The following is a 16057-nucleotide window of genomic DNA, read 5'->3' as shown; positions in this document are numbered from 1 at the left end:
GGTCTGGTTCAGCGTTGCTCCACCAGGCCCTCGCTCTCCAGCACCAGCGCCCTCAGCCCCTCCAGCCGCTGGGGATCGGCCCCTTCCCACAGGCCCCGGTGGTGGGCCTCCAGCAACCGCTCGGCCATGTCCCGAAGGGCCCAGGGGTTGGAGCGGCCCAGAAACTCCCGCACGGTCGCGTCCTCCAGCCAGGCCGCGCTGATGGCGCCGTAGCCCCAGTCCGGCACCCGCCCGGTGCTGGCGTCGTAGGCGAACAGGTAGTCGAGGCTGGCGGCCATCTCGAAACCGCCCTTGTAACCGTGCTCCTGCATGGCCTCGATCCAGCGGGGATTGAGCAGGCGGGAGCGCAGCACCTTGTCGAATTCCCGCTCGAGGCGGTGCAGTCGGGGGCGCTGGCTGCGGGAATGGTCGCCGAACCAGAGGGCAGGGGCCTGGCCCTGGAGCCGCTCGGCGGCGGCACTGAGGCCCCCCTGGAACTGGTAGTAGTCGTCGGAATCCAGCAGGTCGTGTTCCCGGTTGTCCTGGTTGTGCAGCACCACCTGCACCTGGGCCAGACGCCGTTCGAGCCCGCTGCGGTCGGCCGTGGCGGCGATGGCACCGCCGCTGGCCCCATCGGAGGGATCGCCGTCGTAGCGCCAGGCGCTCCAGTTGAGGAAGGCCTCGCCCAGGTCACTGCGCTCCTCCCAGTGGCCGCTGTCGATGAGGCCCTGAAGCCCGGCCCCGTAGGCCCCAGGCGCCGAGCCGTAGATGCGTCCGCCGTGGCCCTCGAGCCTGGCTGAGGCCGCCAGGGGGTTGTCTCCGGGATCTTCCGGCAGGGCCGCCACCAGGCGGGTGGCGCGGTTGAACCAGCCCACCAGCTGGGGGAAGGCGTCGCGGAACAGGCCGGAGATGCGCAGGGTGACATCCACCCGAGGACGGCCGAGCAGGCGCAGGGGAATCACCTCCACATCCACCAACCGCCGCGTCGGGCCATCCCAGACGGGCCGCACCCCCATCAGGGCCAGGGCCTGGCCGATGTCCTCGCCGCCGTTGCGCATGGTGGCGGTCCCCCACACCGACAGGGCCAGGGTGCGCAGGTCGTCGCCCTCCGCCTGCAGGTGGAGCTGCAGCAGCAGCTCGGCGCTGCGACGTCCCAGGTCCCAGGCGGCCTCCGTCGGCAGGCCGCGCAGGTCGACGCTGTAAAAGTTGCGGCCGGTGGGCAGCAGGTCCGGCCGGCCGCGGGTGGGCGCCCCGGAAGGCCCGGCGGCGATGCGGCCGCCGGCCAGGCCGGTGAGCAGGGCCTGGCGCTCGGCCTCGCCGCAGGCCAGCAGGGGCGGCAGCAGCTTCTGGCGCAGGTGCTGGAGGGCCCGCTCGGTGGCGGCCCCCAGGGGCAGTGGAGGCCCCGGGACGGCGTCAGTCAGCTCGTGGCGCACCAAGGCCAGGGCGAGGCCCTCCAGCAGGGCCACCCCGTCGCCGACATGCCGCAGCCGGGGGCCGCTCTCCACGAGGGCAGTGAGCCGGCAGCGATCGGCGGCGGTGAGGGGGGCCTCCTCCGGATCGGACCAGGGGTCGAGATCCAGCCCCAGGTCATGGGCCAGGGCCTGGGTGAGCCCCGGCACCCCCGCCTGGGGCGCCCGGGCCAGGCACAGCAGCAGTTCGGCCAGTTTCGCTGGGGCCGGCAAGGTGCCGAAGGTGTGCAGGCCGAGGCGGATCTGGGCTTCCTTGAGTTCGCACAGGTAGCCATCGGCCGCCTCCAGGCGCGCTTCGAGGTCCGCCTGGGCCATGGCGGGCAGTTGCAGCTGCTCCAGCAGGGTGCCCAGGCGCTCCCGCAGCAACGGCGCCCGGGCACTGCCCAGCTGCCGAGCCTCCCAGTACTCATCCAGCAGGGCCTCCAGGGCCTGAAGGTCGCCGTGCAGCCCGGCCCGGCCCAGGGGCGGGGTCAGGTGGTCGAGGATCACCGCCTGGGCCCGGCGTTTGGCCTGGCTGCCCTCCCCCGGGTCGTTGACGATGAACGGGTAGAGGTGCGGCAGGGGCCCCAGGGCCCATTCGGGGAAGCAGTCCTGCGACAGTCCAAGCCCCTTGCCCGGCAGCCATTCGAGGTTGCCGTGTTTGCCCACGTGCACCACCACCTGGGCGCCGAAGCTCTGGCGCAGCCACAGGTACTGGGCCAGGTAGGCGTGGGTGGGGGGCAGGTCGGGGCTGTGGTAGCTGAGGCTCGGATCGCGGTCGTAGCCGCGCTCGGGCTGGATCAGCAGCAGCACCCGGCCGAAACGCAGCCCTCGCACCGGGAAAGCCGGGCACCCAGTCACCCGTTCGAGGCCCGCGTCGGTATCGGGCGGCCCCCAGACCGCCTCCAGCCGCTGGCGGCCCTCCACCGGGAGGGTGGCGTACCAGGCCAGGTAGGTGGCCAGGGGCAGGTGGGCCAGGGGAGGACGATGGCCGCTCTCCGGGTCGTTGCTGCGGCCCTCCAGCAGCCGGTGGATGAGGGCATCGCCATCGGCCGGCAGGTCGTCGGCCGCCCCCAGGTCGTAGCCGGCGCCAGTCAGCCAGCTGAGCATCAGGGCAGCGCTGGCGGGGGTGTCCAGGCCCACGCCATTGGCCAGGCGACTGTTGCGGTTGGGGTAGTTGGCCAGCACCAGGGCGACACGGCGCTCGGGGGCTGGTGTCAACCGCAGACCGGTCCAGGCGGTGGTGAGCTGGGCGATCCAGTCGAGCCGCTCACGGTCCGGTTCGTAGCGGTGCAGGGCGGTGGCCAGGGTATCGCTGGTGGAGCTGCGTTCCTTGAAGGCACCCACCCGGGTGGTGAGGCGCCCATCCAGTTCCGGCAGGGCCACCTGCAGGCTGAGGTCGAGCGGGGCCAGGCCGATGCTGCTCTGCTGCCAGGCCTCCCGGCTGCGGCCGCTGCACAGCACCTGCAGCACCGGCACCCCCAGCCGTTCCCACAGGGGGGCTCCGAGGCCCGCCTCCTCAAACGACACCGAAGCAAAGCCCGTGCCGCAGAGCACCGCCTGCACCTGCTCCCGCCCCAGCAGGTCTGCCACACCCCGCTGCACGGCCCCGTCCCGCAGGCTGCTGACCCACAGGGACCGGGGCGCCAGCCCCCGGCCACGCAGGGCCGCCAGGAGCGCCTCCATCAGCGCCAGATCTCCCGCCTGCCAGAGGGCCCGGTAGAGGATCACCCCCACCCGCGAGCCGGGCTCGTCGCGCCAGTCGTGGGGCAGGGGGTCAGCGGCGGGCATCGGGCACGGCGGCTCGGGGCGCTCGCCCACCAGCAGGGCCGCCAGGGTCTGGAGCAGCAGGCGCAGATTGGCCGCGCCGCCCTCCCGCAGGCAGGCCGCGCAGGCCAGGGCCAGGGGGCCATCAAGGCTGCCGAGGCCAGCCAGGGCCTGCTCCTCCTCGGCGGTGCCGGCCAGCACCAGCAGCTGGCGGCCCTCGCCGCCCTCCAGCCAGTGGCGCAGGCACTCCAGGCCGTAGCTCCAATGACCGCGGCCGCCCAGCAGCCGCACCACCACCAGGCGGGTGCTGGCCAGGGTGGTGGCCACGTAGTGGTCGATCACCGCCGGGTGTTGCAGCGCCGCCAGGTTGAGCGCTCTCAGCTCCGCCGGCAGCAGCTCCGGCTCGCTCGCGAGCAGCTGGGACACCGCCAGCAGATCCGTGTCGGCGCTGCTGAGCAGAACCACAGGGGCGGGTGGCTGCTCCACGAAGAGGGCCCCGTCGTCCTCCGTCCTGTCCCCGGGTATGGACGCGAGTCGATGCATGCCCCCATCCTGCCGAACGCGGTGAGAAGATCGCATCGTCGCCACCGCCTTCCATGCACCAGTTCCTGCCCTATGCCTGGTTCGGCGGACAGTGCGTCCCCTTTGCTGAAGCCACCCTGTCGGTGGCCACCCACGCACTGCATTACGGCACCGGCGCCTTCGGTGGCATGCGGGCCCTGCCCAATCCCGCCGACAACAACGAGATCCTGCTGTTCCGCGCCGATCGCCACGCCCGCCGCCTCAGCCAGAGCGCCCGGCTGTTGCTGACCGAGCTGGCCGAGGAGACGATCCACAGCGCCATCACGGCCTTTCTGCAGGCCAACCGACCCACCTGCCCGATCTACCTGCGGCCTTTCGTTTACACGAGCGACCTCGGCATCGCCCCGCGGCTGCACAACATCCAGACCGACTTCCTCATCTACGGCATCGAGATGGGCGACTATCTCTCTCCCGAGGGTGTCAGCTGCCGGATCAGCAGCTGGTGCCGCCAGGAAGATCGCTCCCTGCCCCTGAGGGGCAAGATCAGTGGCGCCTACATCACCAGCTCACTGGCCAAGACCGAAGCGGTCAAGAGCGGCTTCGACGAGGCCCTGCTGCTCAACAGCCGCGGCAAGGTGAGCGAGGCCAGCGGCATGAACCTGTTCATCGTGCGGGACGGCGTGCTGATCACCCCCGGCGTCGATCAGGACATCCTCGAGGGCATCACCCGCGCCAGCATCATGGAACTGGCACGATCGATGGACATCCCCGTCCTGGAGCGGGCGGTCGACAAGACCGAACTGATGATCGCCGACGAGGTGTTCCTCAGCGGAACGGCCGCCCGCGTCACCCCGGTGCGGCGGATCGAATCCACCGACCTCTCCAGCCACCGCCCCGTCATGGAGCGCCTCCGCGACCGCCTCACGGCGATCACGGAGGGCCGCGATCCCTCCTATGACCACTGGGTCACCCGCATCCGCCTCGACGCCTGATGGTCGTCACCGCCGCCATCCACCACCCCACCGACCGCATCGGCTTCCTCGACTGGTTGCACGGTCCGGAACGTCCCGTGCTTGTCTTCGACGGCGCCACCGGCACCTCGCTGCAGGAGATGGACCTGACGGCTGAGGATTTTGGTGGTGCGGCCCTGGAGGGCTGCAACGAGAACCTCGTCTTCACCCGGCCCGATGCGGTCCAGGCGGTCCACCGCCTGTTCCTGGAGGCGGGCTGCGACGTGATCGAAACCGACACCTTCGGGGCCGCCTCGATCGTGCTGGCCGAGTACGGACTGGAGGAGCAGGCCTTCGCCATCAACCGCCGGGCCGCCGAGCTGGCCCGCGAGATGGCCGCCGCCTTCAGTACCCCGGCCAAGCCCCGTTTCGTGGCGGGATCGATGGGTCCCACCACCAAGCTGCCCACCCTGGGTCACATCGACTTCGACACGATGAAGGCCTCGTTCCGGGAGCAGGCCGCCGGCCTGATCGCCGGAGACGTCGACCTGTTCATCGTCGAGACCTGCCAGGACGTGCTGCAGATCAAGGCGGCCCTGCAGGGGATCGAGGAGGCCTTCGCCGCTGCCGGTGAACGGCGCCCCCTGATGGTCTCCGTAACCATGGAAACCACCGGCACCATGCTGGTTGGCTCCGACATCGCCGCCGTGGTGGCGATCCTGGAGCCCTTCCCGATCGACGTGCTCGGCCTCAACTGCGCCACGGGGCCCGAGCAGATGAAGGAGCACATCCGCTACCTGAGCCAGCACAGTCCCTTCGTGGTGAGCTGCATTCCCAACGCGGGACTGCCGGAGAACATCGGCGGTGTGGCCCACTACCGGCTCACCCCCACCGAGATGCGCATGCAGATGATGCATTTCGTCGAGGATCTCGGCGTGCAGGTGATCGGTGGCTGCTGCGGTACCACCCCGGCCCACATCGGTGCCCTGGCGGAGCTAGCCGCCGGTCTGCACCCGGCCCAGCGACAGGTGCGACGGCCCCAGCAACGTCTGGAGAGGCCGCCGCTCCACTACGAGCCGGCAGTGGCTTCGATCTATGGCGTCACCCCCTACTTCCAGGACAACTCCTTTCTGATCATCGGCGAGCGGCTCAATGCCAGCGGGTCGAAGAAGGTGCGGGAGCTGCTCAATGACGAGGACTGGGATGGCCTGGTGGCGGTGGCCCGGGGCCAGGTGAAGGAGAACGCCCATGTCCTCGATGTGAACGTCGACTACGTGGGCCGGGATGGGGTCAAGGACATGCATGATCTGGTGAGCCGACTGGTCACCAACGTCAACCTGCCATTGATGCTCGATTCCACCGAGTGGCAGAAGATGGAGGCTGGCCTCAAGGTGGCTGGTGGCAAGTGCATTCTCAACTCCACCAACTACGAAGACGGCGATGAGCGCTTCTTCAAGGTGCTCGAACTGGCCCGTGACTACGGCGCCGGCGTGGTGGTGGGCACGATCGACGAGGAGGGCATGGCCCGCACCGCCGAGCGCAAATTCGCCATCGCCCAGCGGGCCTACCGCGATGCGCTTGAGTTCGGCCTGCCAGCCCACGAAATCTTTTACGACCCCCTGGCTCTGCCGATCTCCACGGGTATCGAGGAGGACCGGGCCAACGCGGCGGCCACGATCGAGGCGATCCGACGCATCCGCAGCGAACTTCCCGGCGTGCACGTGGTGCTGGGGGTCAGCAACGTCAGCTTCGGGCTGTCTCCAGCCGCCCGCATCGTGCTCAACTCGGTGTTCCTGCACGACTGCTGCCAGGCCGGGATGGACGCCGCCATCGTCAGTCCGGCCAAGATCCTGCCGATGGCGAAGATCAGCGAGGAACACCAGCAGATCTGTCGCGATCTGATCCACGACCGGCGCCGTTTTGAGGACGGGATCTGCATCCATGACCCCCTCACCCTGCTGACCACCGAGTTCGAGGGGGTGAGCGCCAAGGAGGCCAGGGCTTCTGGCCCTTCGCTGGCCGATCTGCCACTCGAGGAGCGGCTCAAGCAGCACATCATCGATGGCGAGCGCATCGGTCTGGAGGCCGCCCTCCAGCAGGCCCTGGTGGAGCATCCACCGCTGAAGATCATCAATACCTTCCTGCTGGATGGCATGAAGGTGGTGGGTGAACTGTTCGGCTCCGGGCAGATGCAGTTGCCCTTCGTGCTGCAGAGCGCCGAAACGATGAAGTCGGCCGTGGCCTTTCTGGAGCCGCACATGGAGCGCAAGGAGGGCGAATCAAGCAGCAAGGGCAAGTTCCTGATCGCCACCGTCAAGGGCGACGTGCACGACATCGGCAAGAACCTGGTGGACATCATCCTCACCAACAATGGCTATGAGGTGATCAACCTGGGCATCAAGCAGAGCGTCGATGCGATTGTCGAAGCGCAGCGTCTGCACGGGGCCGACTGCATCGCCATGAGCGGCCTGCTGGTGAAATCCACCGCCTTCATGAAGGACAACCTGGAAACTTTCAATGCGGTCGGAATCTCCGTGCCCGTGATCCTCGGCGGTGCGGCCCTGACCCCCCGGTTCGTCCACGGTGACTGCCGCCAGGCCTACCGGGGCCAGGTGATCTACGGCCGTGACGCCTTCGCCGACCTGCGCTTCATGGACGCCCTGATGGACGCCAAGACCGGCGGCCGCTGGGACGACCACGAAGGTTTCCTCGACGGCGCCCCCGAGGGGCTGGGTCTCGGCGACCCCGCCGCCCCGGCGGCAGCCGCAGAGGAGCCCCCCCAGGAGGCCGCCACGGTGAGCCCCATCGCCGTTCAGGCAGAAGCCCCTCCGGCCGCGAGCGAGGAGCGTTCCGCCGCCGTGCCGGCCGAAACGGCCATCGCCCCGCCGTTCTGGGGCACCCAGGTGCTCACTGAGGCGGCCATCGACCTTGACGAGGTCTTCGCCTACCTCGATCGCAACGCCCTGTTCGCCGGCCAATGGCAGCTGCGCAAGACCCAGCAGCAGAGCCGACAGGAGTACGACGCGATGCTGGCCGAGAAGGCGGAGCCGGTGCTGCAGGAGTGGCTCGGTCGCTGCCGCGCCGAAGGCCTGCTGACCCCACGGGTGGCCTACGGCTACTTCCCCTGCGCCCGCGTCGGCAATTGCCTGGTGGTGTTCGACCCCGAGGGGATGGCGGCCGGGGCGACACCGGCGACCGGCGGGCAGGAACTGGGGCGCTTTGTGCTGCCGCGCCAGCGCAGCGGCAACCGCTACTGCATTGCCGATTTCTATCGCGACGGCGTCACGGCCGCTGACGGCTCCTTGCGGCCCTCGGATGTGCTGCCGATGCAGGCCGTCACCATGGGGGAAGGCGCCACCAGCTTTGCCCAGCAGCTGTTCCGGGCCGATCGCTACACCGACTACCTCTACTTCCATGGGTTGGCGGTTCAGATGGCCGAAGCGCTGGCGGAATGGACCCACGCCCGCATCCGTCGGGAGATGGGATTCGCCGCCGACGAGCCCAAGGCCCTGCGGGACGTGCTCGCCCAGCGCTACCGGGGCAGCCGCTACTCCTTCGGTTACCCCGCCTGCCCGAACGTGGCCGATTCCCGCCAGCAGCTCGCCTGGCTGCACACCGATCGCATCGGCCTGACGATGGATGAGAGCGACCAGCTGGAGCCGGAGCAGAGCACCACGGCCCTGGTGGCTCTGCACAGCCAGGCCCGGTACTTCAGCGCCTGAGGCTCACCTGGCCATGGCAGGCTTTGGGGATCCTTTGCCTCCCTTGCCATGGCCATCGCAGGACCTGGCGGTGTCGATGACGCCATTGCGGCCGGTGTCGACCTTGACGGCACGCCGATACCGGCAGCGATGCTCGCCCTCTACGGCGAAGTGATGGAGCTGGAGGGCCGCCGGGCCCGCAGCGGGGTGCAGAAGTCGATGCGCAACCGCATCGTGCGCACCGGCGCCAAGCACCTGGATCGCCTGACCCTCGACCAACGCCTGCGGGAGGCCGGCTGGGAGGGGCTCAAGGACAAGGAAATCGCCTTCTTCTACGGCTGAGCCCTGGGGGGCCTTCGGGCGCCTTCAGCTGCACAGCTCTTCGAGACTGTCGATCACCTCCTGCTGGAACGTGTCGAGGGCATCGGAATCGCTCAGATCGATGCCCTCACCGGCCGCGTTCTGGGTGAGTTCCTGGAAGTGGAAGGCACCTTCGCCATGGGCCAGAAACTCCATGGCGGAGGGCTCACCGCTTTCCTTGTAGGCGTCGCAGAGGGCCAGGAAGGCCGCATCCTCGGTGAAATCCCAGCTCATGAAGGGGGTCGTGCTGAAAGACCTTTAACGCCTCCCCCCCGGAATTCGTCAACCTCCTGGCCGCTTTTTGTGCCAGTCCTCCGTCAGACTCTGCCCGTACCGCCACCTCCCGGGTCTTGGCCGCTTCCTCCCTGCAGCCCCCATCCGAACCCCGCAACGTCCTGGGTGAACCGTTGCAGGAGTGCGGTTGTGCTCCCCTCACCGGCTGGTTCAGGGACGGCTACTGCCACGACGATCCCGCTGATTTCGGCCGCCACACGGTCTGCTGCGTGGTGAACGACGCTTTCCTCAATTACAGCCGCGCCCAGGGCAACGATCTCTCGACGCCGGTGCCGGCCCATTCCTTTCCCGGCCTCCGGGCTGGAGATCACTGGTGTGTCTGTGCGGCTCGCTGGCTGGAGGCCTATGAGGACGGCATGGCCCCGCCGGTGCGGCTGGAGTGTTCCGCCCTCGCCACCCTGCAGGTGATTCCCCTGGAGGTGCTGCGCGGCCATGCCGCCTAGCTGGCCTCACCAGGGCACCGCCTGTCCATCCCAGGCCAGGAAGGCGCCGCTGCCGGCGGCCGTCTGGCCCTCCAGCACGTCGAGCAGGTGGGAGGCGGAGCGTTCCGGGGTGAACAGGGCAGAGGGGGCCTGGGAGCCGCTGAAGGGGGCCGAGAGAGGGGTTGCCACCGTGCCTGGGTGGAGCAGGGTCACGCAGGCCTGGGGCAGGCGGCGCTGCCACTCGATCGCCAGGGTGCGCAACAGCTGGTTCTGGGCCGCCTTGGCCGCCCGGTAGGCGTACCAGCCCCCGAGGCGGTTGTCGCCGATGCTTCCCACCCGGGCCGAGAGGCTGGCGAAGTGCACGGGACCATCCTTGGCCAGGGCCGGCTCGATCGCCTGGGCGAGCAGCAGGGGCCCGAAGGCGTTGACGGCGAAGCTGCGTTCCAGGGCGTGACGACGCACCTGGGAAAGGCGCTTCTCCGGCTGCAACGTGCCGTCGTGCAACAGCCCGGCCGTGTTGATCACGACCCGCAACGGGGTCAGGTCGCGGGCGGCCATGGCCGAGAAGCGCTCCAGGCTGCCGTCGTCGTTCAGGTCGAGCGCCAGGTCGGCGCCGCGGCGCCCGGCGGTGCGGACCCGCAGCGATGGCGCCCGCCGGGCCAGTTCGGCCGCCAGGGCCAGGCCCAGGCCCCCAGGACCAACGACCAGGGCCTGACCTTCCCAGGCCTGCCAGTAGGGGGTAGGGGCAGTCGCCATGGCGGGCTCGGGGATGGCGCATGATGGCAAGGCCATCAAGGGAACCGACCCTCGCGTAGGTCCATGAGTCTGCGCATCACGGTGCTGGGCCGGGGTGCCTGGGGCGGCACGTTGCTGCGGCTCTGGGAGCGCCAGGGCCACCGTCTCAACAGCTGGTCGCGGCGTGATGGCGGAGATCCGGCAACGGTTCTCAACGACTGCGACCTCGTGGTCGTGGCCGTGTCGATGGTGGGTGTGGCCCCCCTGGCCAGGCAGCTGCAGGACCACTGGCCGGCGGATCTCCCCCTGCTGAGTTGCAGCAAGGGCATCGATCTCGACACCCTCTGCACCGCCAGCCAGCTGTGGCGCCGCCATCTCCCCGATGTGCCGCTGGCGGTGCTGAGCGGCCCGAACCTGGCCGATGAACTGGAGCGGGGGTTGCCGGCGGCCAGCGTGCTGAGCAGCCAGGATCACCACCTGGCCCGCCGCCTGCAGGAGCAGCTGCGGGCTCCCCATTTCCGCCTGTACACCAACGCCGATCCCATCGGCACCGAGGCCGCCGGGGCCCTCAAGAACGTCATCGCCCTGGCGGCTGGCATCAGCGATGGGCTGGGCCTGGGCGCCAATGCCAAGGCCTCCCTGCTCTGCCGTGGCCTGGCGGAGATCGCCGTGGTGCTGCAGGCCCTTGGGGGCCAGCCCAGCACCCTCTACGGGCTAGCGGGGCTGGGGGATCTGCTGGCCACGGCCAACAGCAGCCTGAGCCGCAACTACCGTTTCGGCTGCCTGCTGGCCGAGGGCTGTGACGAGGCCAGCGCCCTGGCCCGGATCGGCGCCACCGTGGAGGGAACCCGCACCGCCCGGGCCACCCTGGCCCTGGCTGAGCGCGAGGGTTGGCAGCTGCCGATCTGCGGCCAGGTGGTGCGGCTGCTGGCCGGTCGGGTGGCGGCACGCCAGGCGGTGCAGGAGCTGATGCAACGGGATCTGAAGGCGGAAGCGGCCCCCTGAACGCGGCCCTGGCCACGCCTTGGGCATGGGTGCAATGCCGCGACCGTCCTGCGTCGGGCGGCTGAAGGGCCGTGTTGTCCGGCATGATCCGGCTACGCCCTTGTGGAACCTTGCCGTGCGCCGGCACTTCACGGCCGCCATCGCCGTACTCCGTGCCAGTGGCCGGCGGCTGCTTCAGGGTTGCCGGCGCCACCCCATCCTGCTCACGGCTCCCCTTGCCGTCGTGGCGGTGGGCGCTGGCTTTGCCGCCCAGGACCTCCTGCCTGGCACCCGGTCCCGTTCGCAGCCGGATCTGCTGGAAGCCCTCATCGCCCAGCCCCAGGAGGTCTCGCAATCGGCCGCCAGCACGGCGGCGTCCCCAGACAAGGATCTCCTGGCCGCGACCTCGCTCCAGGCCCAGCGCACCAGCCTGAGCGATCCCGACCCGTCCCTGGTGGAACCGGAGGCGGGGCCGGAGGTGCCTCTCGAGATCCGTGTCGCCCTGCTGGGGGCCTCGGCCTCCCCCCAGCTCGGGGCCAGTGGCTACTGGCGACTTGTCGATCGCGATGGACGCACCGTGCAGGATGGCGGCCCCGACACCTCCCCCGACCTGGGTGCGGCCATGGCGGGTCGGGCCGAGGTGTGGATGGAGACCGGTTCGGGCCACAGCCTGCTGGTGGATGGCCGGCCCTATGAGGGCCGGCTGAGAGTGCTGCGTGGTTCCGGGGGCCTGCAGCTGGTCAACCACCTCTCCCTGGAGCGCTACATCAGCTCGGTGGTGGGGGCCGAGATGCCCAGCAGCTGGCACCTGGAGGCCCTCAAGGCCCAGGCGGTGGCGGCCCGCTCCTATGCCATGGCCCACATGGCCCGCCCGGCCAGCGCCCACTGGCATCTGGGCGACACCACCCGCTGGCAGGCCTACCGGGGCCTGGGCAGCGTCAACCCCCGCACCCGTCAGGCCACCGCCAGCACCTCCGGGGTGATCCTGAGCTACCAGGGGGGCATCGTTGAGAGTCTGTACGCGGCCACGACACGCATCACCCAGGAGGCCCATGGGCACCTGGGCGCCAGCATGAGCCAGCACGGTGCCCAGGATCTGGCCGAGCAGGGCCTGCGCTACAACGAGATTCTCGGGCGCTACTACCAGGGCGCCTCCCTGGCCCGTCTGCAGGCCGGTGCGAGCTGAACGCCATTGGCAACGGGCCAGGCAGGTGTCGGAGCGGGCCCGCCTGGAGGGTGCCCTGGTCCCCCTGGAGACGCGTCTGCTGGCGATTCCCGGCGTGGAGCCCTTTGTCGTTCGCCAGCTTCTCTCCTCGACCCCCCGTCACCTGCGCCAGGGGGGGCCGCGGCCCAACCCCTTTCTGCCCTGGGACAGTCCCCTGGAAGTGGACCTGCTGGAGCCTGCCCACGTGCTCCTGCTCAACAAGTACCCGGTCCAGGAGGCCCACCTGCTGGTGATCACCCGCGACTGGCGGCCCCAGGGCGGCTGGATCGCGTCCTCCGACTGGCAGGCCGTCCGCCAGGTGAGCCAGGACACCGGCGGGCTTTGGTTCTTCAACAGCGGCGCCCGTTCCGGAGCCAGCCAGCCCCATCGGCACCTGCAACTGCTGCCGCGCCGGCAGGGTGAGCCCAGCTGTCCCCTGGCCCCGCTGTTTCTGGCCCAGCTGGCGGGGACCGAAGCGTCCTGGAGCTGGGACTACCGCCTCAGCCGGCGCACCGATCCCCACGGCGGATCCGACCTGGCGGCGCTGTACCACGCCCACGCCGGCGCGCTCGGCCTCGGAGATCCACGACGCGACAGCGAGCCCCTGCACCCCTACAACCTGCTGTTCGACGACCAGTGGTTCCTGAGCGTGCGCCGGGTGCGGGAGCACGGCGCTGGTTTCAGCGTCAACGCCCTGGGTTTCGCGGGGTTTCTGCTCAGCACCGAGGATTCCGACAGGGAATGGCTGGCGAGCCACGGTCCCTGGTCGCTGCTGGCCCACGTGGCCGCCCCCCGTCCCTGAGCCAGCGCATCAGGACGTGATCCATCGGCAGCGGAAAGCTTCCGTGGTTTCACGGTTGCGTCATTCGGCACACCTGCCCCTCTCTGGAAAGGAGATCACTGCGGCCTTGCCTCGGCCAAGCGTGATTCCAGCTCCACGATCCAGCCCAGGCCCAGCCGTTCAGACCATGACCCCAGCCAACAGCCACAGGACCCAGCCCAACTCCGCCGGTCGCAACCGCCGCGTCGAGCAGTACAGGGCCGTGGTCCGACCCCTCGCCCTGCATTACTGCCGCTGCAGCCGGGAATCCTTCGACGATCTGCTTCAGGTGGGCCTGATGGGGTTGATCCGGGCCGCCGAGCTCTACCGCGAGGACCGCCACACCCCATTCGAGGCCTTTGCCAGGCCCCACATTCGGGGGGCGATCCTGCACTACCTGCGTGATGCCGCCCCCCTGGTGCGTCTGCCCAGGCGGCAGGCGGAACTGCAGGAACGCTTCAACCGCCTGCAGCACCACCCCCTGCTCCAGGCGGATCCAGGGCAGGGAATCAGGGTCCTGAGCCAGACCCTGGGGGTCACCCCGTCGGAATGGCACCGGTTGGAGGTGCAGCGCCTGCTGGCGAGGCCCGCCAACCTGGACGATCCATCGCTGGCCGAGTCGGTGGCGACCCACGCCGCTGTTGAGCCCTTCCCGCTGGAGTCATCGGGCCCCACGGTGGCCACGATGCTGGCCCTGCTGGAGCCCCGCCAGCGACTGGTGGTGCGTCAGGTGGTGCTGGCGGGCTGGAGCTATCGGCGCCTGGGCCGCCAGATGGACATCAGCCCGATGACGGTGAAACGGCTGCTGCACAAGGGACTTGAACAGCTTCGCCAGCAGCTGGAGGGGGGTGGCCTCAGCCCTGGTGGTCGGCCTGATCGCGGTGCATCTGCTGTTCCAGGGTGCTGATGGCAGCGTTCAACGCGGCCAGCTGGCGCTCGATGCCATCCCGCCAGAAGCTCATCATCCGCAGCTTGCGTTCCTGATACCGCCGCAGGGCACCCGTTCCGGACTCCGACCCGGAGCAGTACCCGAAGGGAGGAATCATGACAAAATCTGCAGAGTGGGACCGTTCTAGCGAGCCCGCCGTTCCATCCGGGGCTCACCAGGTGCACGCACCCCCCAGTGACTGGGCCGGTCGCTTCCCGCCTTACCCTCCCCTGGCCACCCACACCATCAAGCCTGTCGCGATTTGAGATCGGTCCTTCCCATTGGTCCCATCAGTGTCTGGTTGACGCTCGGTCTGGGTGTGGCCATCGTGCAGCCCGCCCACGCCTACGTGGCCCTGATGGCCGGCCAGAAGGCCCGTCCACTGAACGGCACCTTCAACAGCGTGCCGGTGCTGCATTCCAACCAGCCCGAGGAGGTCGAGGGGCCGGGCATCCTGATCAGCACGTCACCTGGGTACGCCTACGCCAGCGAGACGGGTCAGGCCCTCCGCAATGCCGAGTACACCTTCAACGGTGAGTTCGGCATGCATCTCCACCACAAGTATTTCCCGCCCAATCGCCGCTCCATCTCCCGCTCCGACCGACGGGCCGAGCTCACCCTGGCGGCCATTCTGATCAATCCGGGCGTACGGCCTGTGCACATCCGCTTTTCCAAGGGGGCGGTGCGCAACAGCTTCGAAGCTCCCTACCTCGCCAACAACCTGATGGGGGTGAAACCCCTGGGGCCAAGGCCATGGAACACCGGCCCCGGTGATGCCACCGCGGTCCAGATGCTGCGCGGCAGGCTCGACAGCCGGCTGGCCGACGAGATCACCATTCCGGCCCGCAGTCGGATGGTCCTGTTCCAGACCGACCTGCCGGCGCTGGGTATCGCCAATGCCCTGCTGCGGGGCCGCAGTGATGGGCCGTTCCAGATCGCCGTGGTGGCCGCCAAGACCCCTGACTCCGATCGTGATGTGCTCGCGGTGCTGGACGAAGGCCGGCTGGCCCCTGGCCGCGTCTACCTGAGCCGCATCAACGACATCCACAACCGGCGCATCTTCTCCCGGGTCGGTGGTGTGGCCCTCGGTGATGCGTACCAGGCCAGCATCAGCCACGACCTGGACACGAATGGGCCCTTGCATGTGCCCTTCACCAGCACGGATCGGCACAATTTCGGTACGCGTGACGTGCAGGTCAACGCCCTGGCCAGCCGCATGCTCGATTCCTCTCTCGACAACGTCGGCACCTACGGCGTGCGGTTCGATGTCGACATGAACCTCAAGGGGAATGGGCCCTACGAACTGGTGATGAGCCATCCCACCCTGATCGGCGGACAGCCCTTCACGGCTTTTCGCGGTTCGATCCAGATCCAGACCCCCGCCGGCCTTCGGGAGGTGCACGTGGGCCTTCGCTCGGGCCAGAGCCTGTCCCTGGGCCAGATCGATCTGGTCCCTGGTGTCATCAATCCCGTGCGGGTCAGTCTGGTCTACCCAGCCGATGCCACACCGGGCCACCTCCTGAGTGTGGTGAGTGCCAGTCAGCTGGCCCTCGTCCAGGAGCGGGAGCGGCAGCTGGATCTGGCCCGGGCCGGTGCCACCAGCCGGCCGGCCGCACCGCCCGTCGCCCCTCCCGCCCTGACCATCGCCCCCCAACCGGGGCCGATCACACCAACGCCGATGGGGGGCACCGGCCCCTTGGTGCCACCACCCCAGATCCTGCGGCCGGCACCCACTCCGGGTTGGCTCAACCCGCCGCCGCCGCCGCCCGCCTCCTCCAACCGCGGCGGCCTGGCCCCCTCCCCCCTGATGTCCCCCATGCGCAGCCGATCGGGATCCGCCGGTACGGGGGGCACCCTGGTGGATCGCTACCGCGATGCCGTGGAGGCCCAGCAGCAGTTTCTGCGGGACCAACGGGGACCCTGATCCGAAGCCCCATGCCAGC

Annotated in this window: 13 protein-coding genes; 9 read left to right on the top strand and 4 right to left on the bottom strand. The window is 69.4% G+C overall.

Annotated elements, in window-relative coordinates; all coding sequences use genetic code 11:
• Positions 1 to 8: 8 nt before the first annotated feature.
• Positions 9 to 3737, bottom strand: coding sequence for a cobaltochelatase subunit CobN (gene cobN, locus KUG43_RS10155; RefSeq protein ID WP_216908668.1), 3729 nt, complete (start codon positions 3735 to 3737; stop codon positions 9 to 11).
• 53 nt (positions 3738 to 3790) lie between these two features.
• Between cobN and KUG43_RS10150 the strand changes: the two genes are divergently transcribed.
• From KUG43_RS10150 to KUG43_RS10140, 3 genes are read left to right on the top strand one after another with little or no spacing between them, the layout of a single operon-like run.
• A complete protein-coding gene (locus tag KUG43_RS10150; protein WP_216908666.1) occupies positions 3791 to 4708 on the top strand; it encodes a branched-chain amino acid transaminase in 918 nt (305 codons plus the stop codon).
• The gene (metH, locus tag KUG43_RS10145; RefSeq protein ID WP_216908664.1) at positions 4708 to 8388 is read left to right on the top strand and encodes a methionine synthase; all 3681 of its coding nucleotides are present in this window, start codon (positions 4708 to 4710) and stop codon (positions 8386 to 8388) included. Before KUG43_RS10150 ends, metH begins: the two co-directional genes overlap by 1 nt.
• A 48-nt stretch (positions 8389 to 8436) precedes the next feature.
• Entirely contained in the window at positions 8437 to 8709 is a 273-nt protein-coding gene (locus KUG43_RS10140) for a small RNA NsiR4-regulated ssr1528 family protein (protein WP_216908662.1), read from the top strand.
• Between the two features lie 24 nt (positions 8710 to 8733).
• Here the strand turns inward: KUG43_RS10140 and KUG43_RS10135 are convergent, their stop codons facing one another.
• Positions 8734 to 8961: a DUF8667 family protein gene (locus KUG43_RS10135; protein WP_216908660.1), complete on the bottom strand. Its 228-nt coding sequence runs from the start codon at positions 8959 to 8961 to the stop codon at positions 8734 to 8736.
• Positions 8962 to 9077: 116 nt separating this feature from the next.
• Here KUG43_RS10135 and KUG43_RS10130 point away from each other — a divergent pair, with 116 nt between their 5' ends.
• Positions 9078 to 9464: a DUF2237 family protein gene (locus KUG43_RS10130; protein ID WP_216908658.1), complete on the top strand. Its 387-nt coding sequence runs from the start codon at positions 9078 to 9080 to the stop codon at positions 9462 to 9464.
• Between the two features lie 6 nt (positions 9465 to 9470).
• On the opposite strand, the gene KUG43_RS10125 is transcribed toward KUG43_RS10130, so the two are convergent.
• Positions 9471 to 10199, bottom strand: coding sequence for an SDR family oxidoreductase (locus KUG43_RS10125; protein ID WP_286194619.1), 729 nt, complete (start codon positions 10197 to 10199; stop codon positions 9471 to 9473).
• 63 nt (positions 10200 to 10262) lie between these two features.
• Here KUG43_RS10125 and KUG43_RS10120 point away from each other — a divergent pair, with 63 nt between their 5' ends.
• From KUG43_RS10120 to KUG43_RS10105, 4 genes are all read left to right on the top strand, one after another.
• Positions 10263 to 11183 (top strand): NAD(P)H-dependent glycerol-3-phosphate dehydrogenase, encoded by a 921-nt coding sequence (locus tag KUG43_RS10120; protein WP_216908654.1) that lies wholly within the window; start codon positions 10263 to 10265, stop codon positions 11181 to 11183.
• Between the two features lie 100 nt (positions 11184 to 11283).
• Positions 11284 to 12348, top strand: a complete 1065-nt coding sequence (locus tag KUG43_RS10115; RefSeq protein ID WP_286194618.1) for a SpoIID/LytB domain-containing protein — start codon at positions 11284 to 11286, stop codon at positions 12346 to 12348.
• Positions 12338 to 13168 carry an ATP adenylyltransferase family protein gene (locus tag KUG43_RS10110; protein WP_216908652.1) on the top strand — a complete coding sequence of 277 codons (831 nt, stop codon included), beginning with the start codon at positions 12338 to 12340 and terminating at the stop codon, positions 13166 to 13168. The genes KUG43_RS10115 and KUG43_RS10110 overlap by 11 nt, the downstream gene beginning before the upstream one ends.
• A 166-nt stretch (positions 13169 to 13334) precedes the next feature.
• The gene (locus tag KUG43_RS10105) at positions 13335 to 14093 is read left to right on the top strand and encodes a sigma-70 family RNA polymerase sigma factor (RefSeq protein ID WP_216908649.1); all 759 of its coding nucleotides are present in this window, start codon (positions 13335 to 13337) and stop codon (positions 14091 to 14093) included.
• Here KUG43_RS10105 and KUG43_RS10100 read toward each other — a convergent pair.
• Complete coding sequence (locus KUG43_RS10100) at positions 14041 to 14232, bottom strand: sigma factor SigF (RefSeq protein ID WP_216908647.1); 192 nt, start codon at positions 14230 to 14232, stop codon at positions 14041 to 14043. The two genes, KUG43_RS10105 and KUG43_RS10100, sit on opposite strands and share 53 nt — an antisense overlap.
• 240 nt (positions 14233 to 14472) lie before the next feature.
• On the opposite strand from KUG43_RS10100, the gene KUG43_RS10095 reads away from it, so the two are divergent.
• A complete protein-coding gene (locus tag KUG43_RS10095) occupies positions 14473 to 16038 on the top strand; it encodes a DUF3370 family protein (RefSeq protein ID WP_286194652.1) in 1566 nt (521 codons plus the stop codon).
• The last annotated feature ends 19 nt before the right edge of the window (positions 16039 to 16057 follow it).

The organism is Synechococcus sp. CCY 0621 (genome assembly GCF_019038465.1).
GTDB lineage: Bacteria > Cyanobacteriota > Cyanobacteriia > PCC-6307 > Cyanobiaceae > Cyanobium.
This window is presented reverse-complemented; position numbering and strand designations above follow the sequence as displayed.

Coding starts and splice junctions, on each gene's coding strand:
- KUG43_RS10135 (WP_216908660.1), bottom strand. CDS start 8,961: ATGAGCTGGGATTTCACCGAGGATGCGGCCTTCCTGGCCCTCTGCGAC.
- KUG43_RS10140 (WP_216908662.1), top strand. CDS start 8,437: ATGGCCATCGCAGGACCTGGCGGTGTCGATGACGCCATTGCGGCCGGT.
- KUG43_RS10095 (WP_286194652.1), top strand. CDS start 14,473: ATGGCCGGCCAGAAGGCCCGTCCACTGAACGGCACCTTCAACAGCGTG.
- KUG43_RS10150 (WP_216908666.1), top strand. CDS start 3,791: ATGCACCAGTTCCTGCCCTATGCCTGGTTCGGCGGACAGTGCGTCCCC.
- KUG43_RS10120 (WP_216908654.1), top strand. CDS start 10,263: ATGAGTCTGCGCATCACGGTGCTGGGCCGGGGTGCCTGGGGCGGCACG.
- KUG43_RS10125 (WP_286194619.1), bottom strand. CDS start 10,199: ATGGCGACTGCCCCTACCCCCTACTGGCAGGCCTGGGAAGGTCAGGCC.
- KUG43_RS10105 (WP_216908649.1), top strand. CDS start 13,335: ATGACCCCAGCCAACAGCCACAGGACCCAGCCCAACTCCGCCGGTCGC.
- KUG43_RS10100 (WP_216908647.1), bottom strand. CDS start 14,232: ATGATTCCTCCCTTCGGGTACTGCTCCGGGTCGGAGTCCGGAACGGGT.
- cobN (WP_216908668.1), bottom strand. CDS start 3,737: ATGCATCGACTCGCGTCCATACCCGGGGACAGGACGGAGGACGACGGG.
- metH (WP_216908664.1), top strand. CDS start 4,708: ATGGTCGTCACCGCCGCCATCCACCACCCCACCGACCGCATCGGCTTC.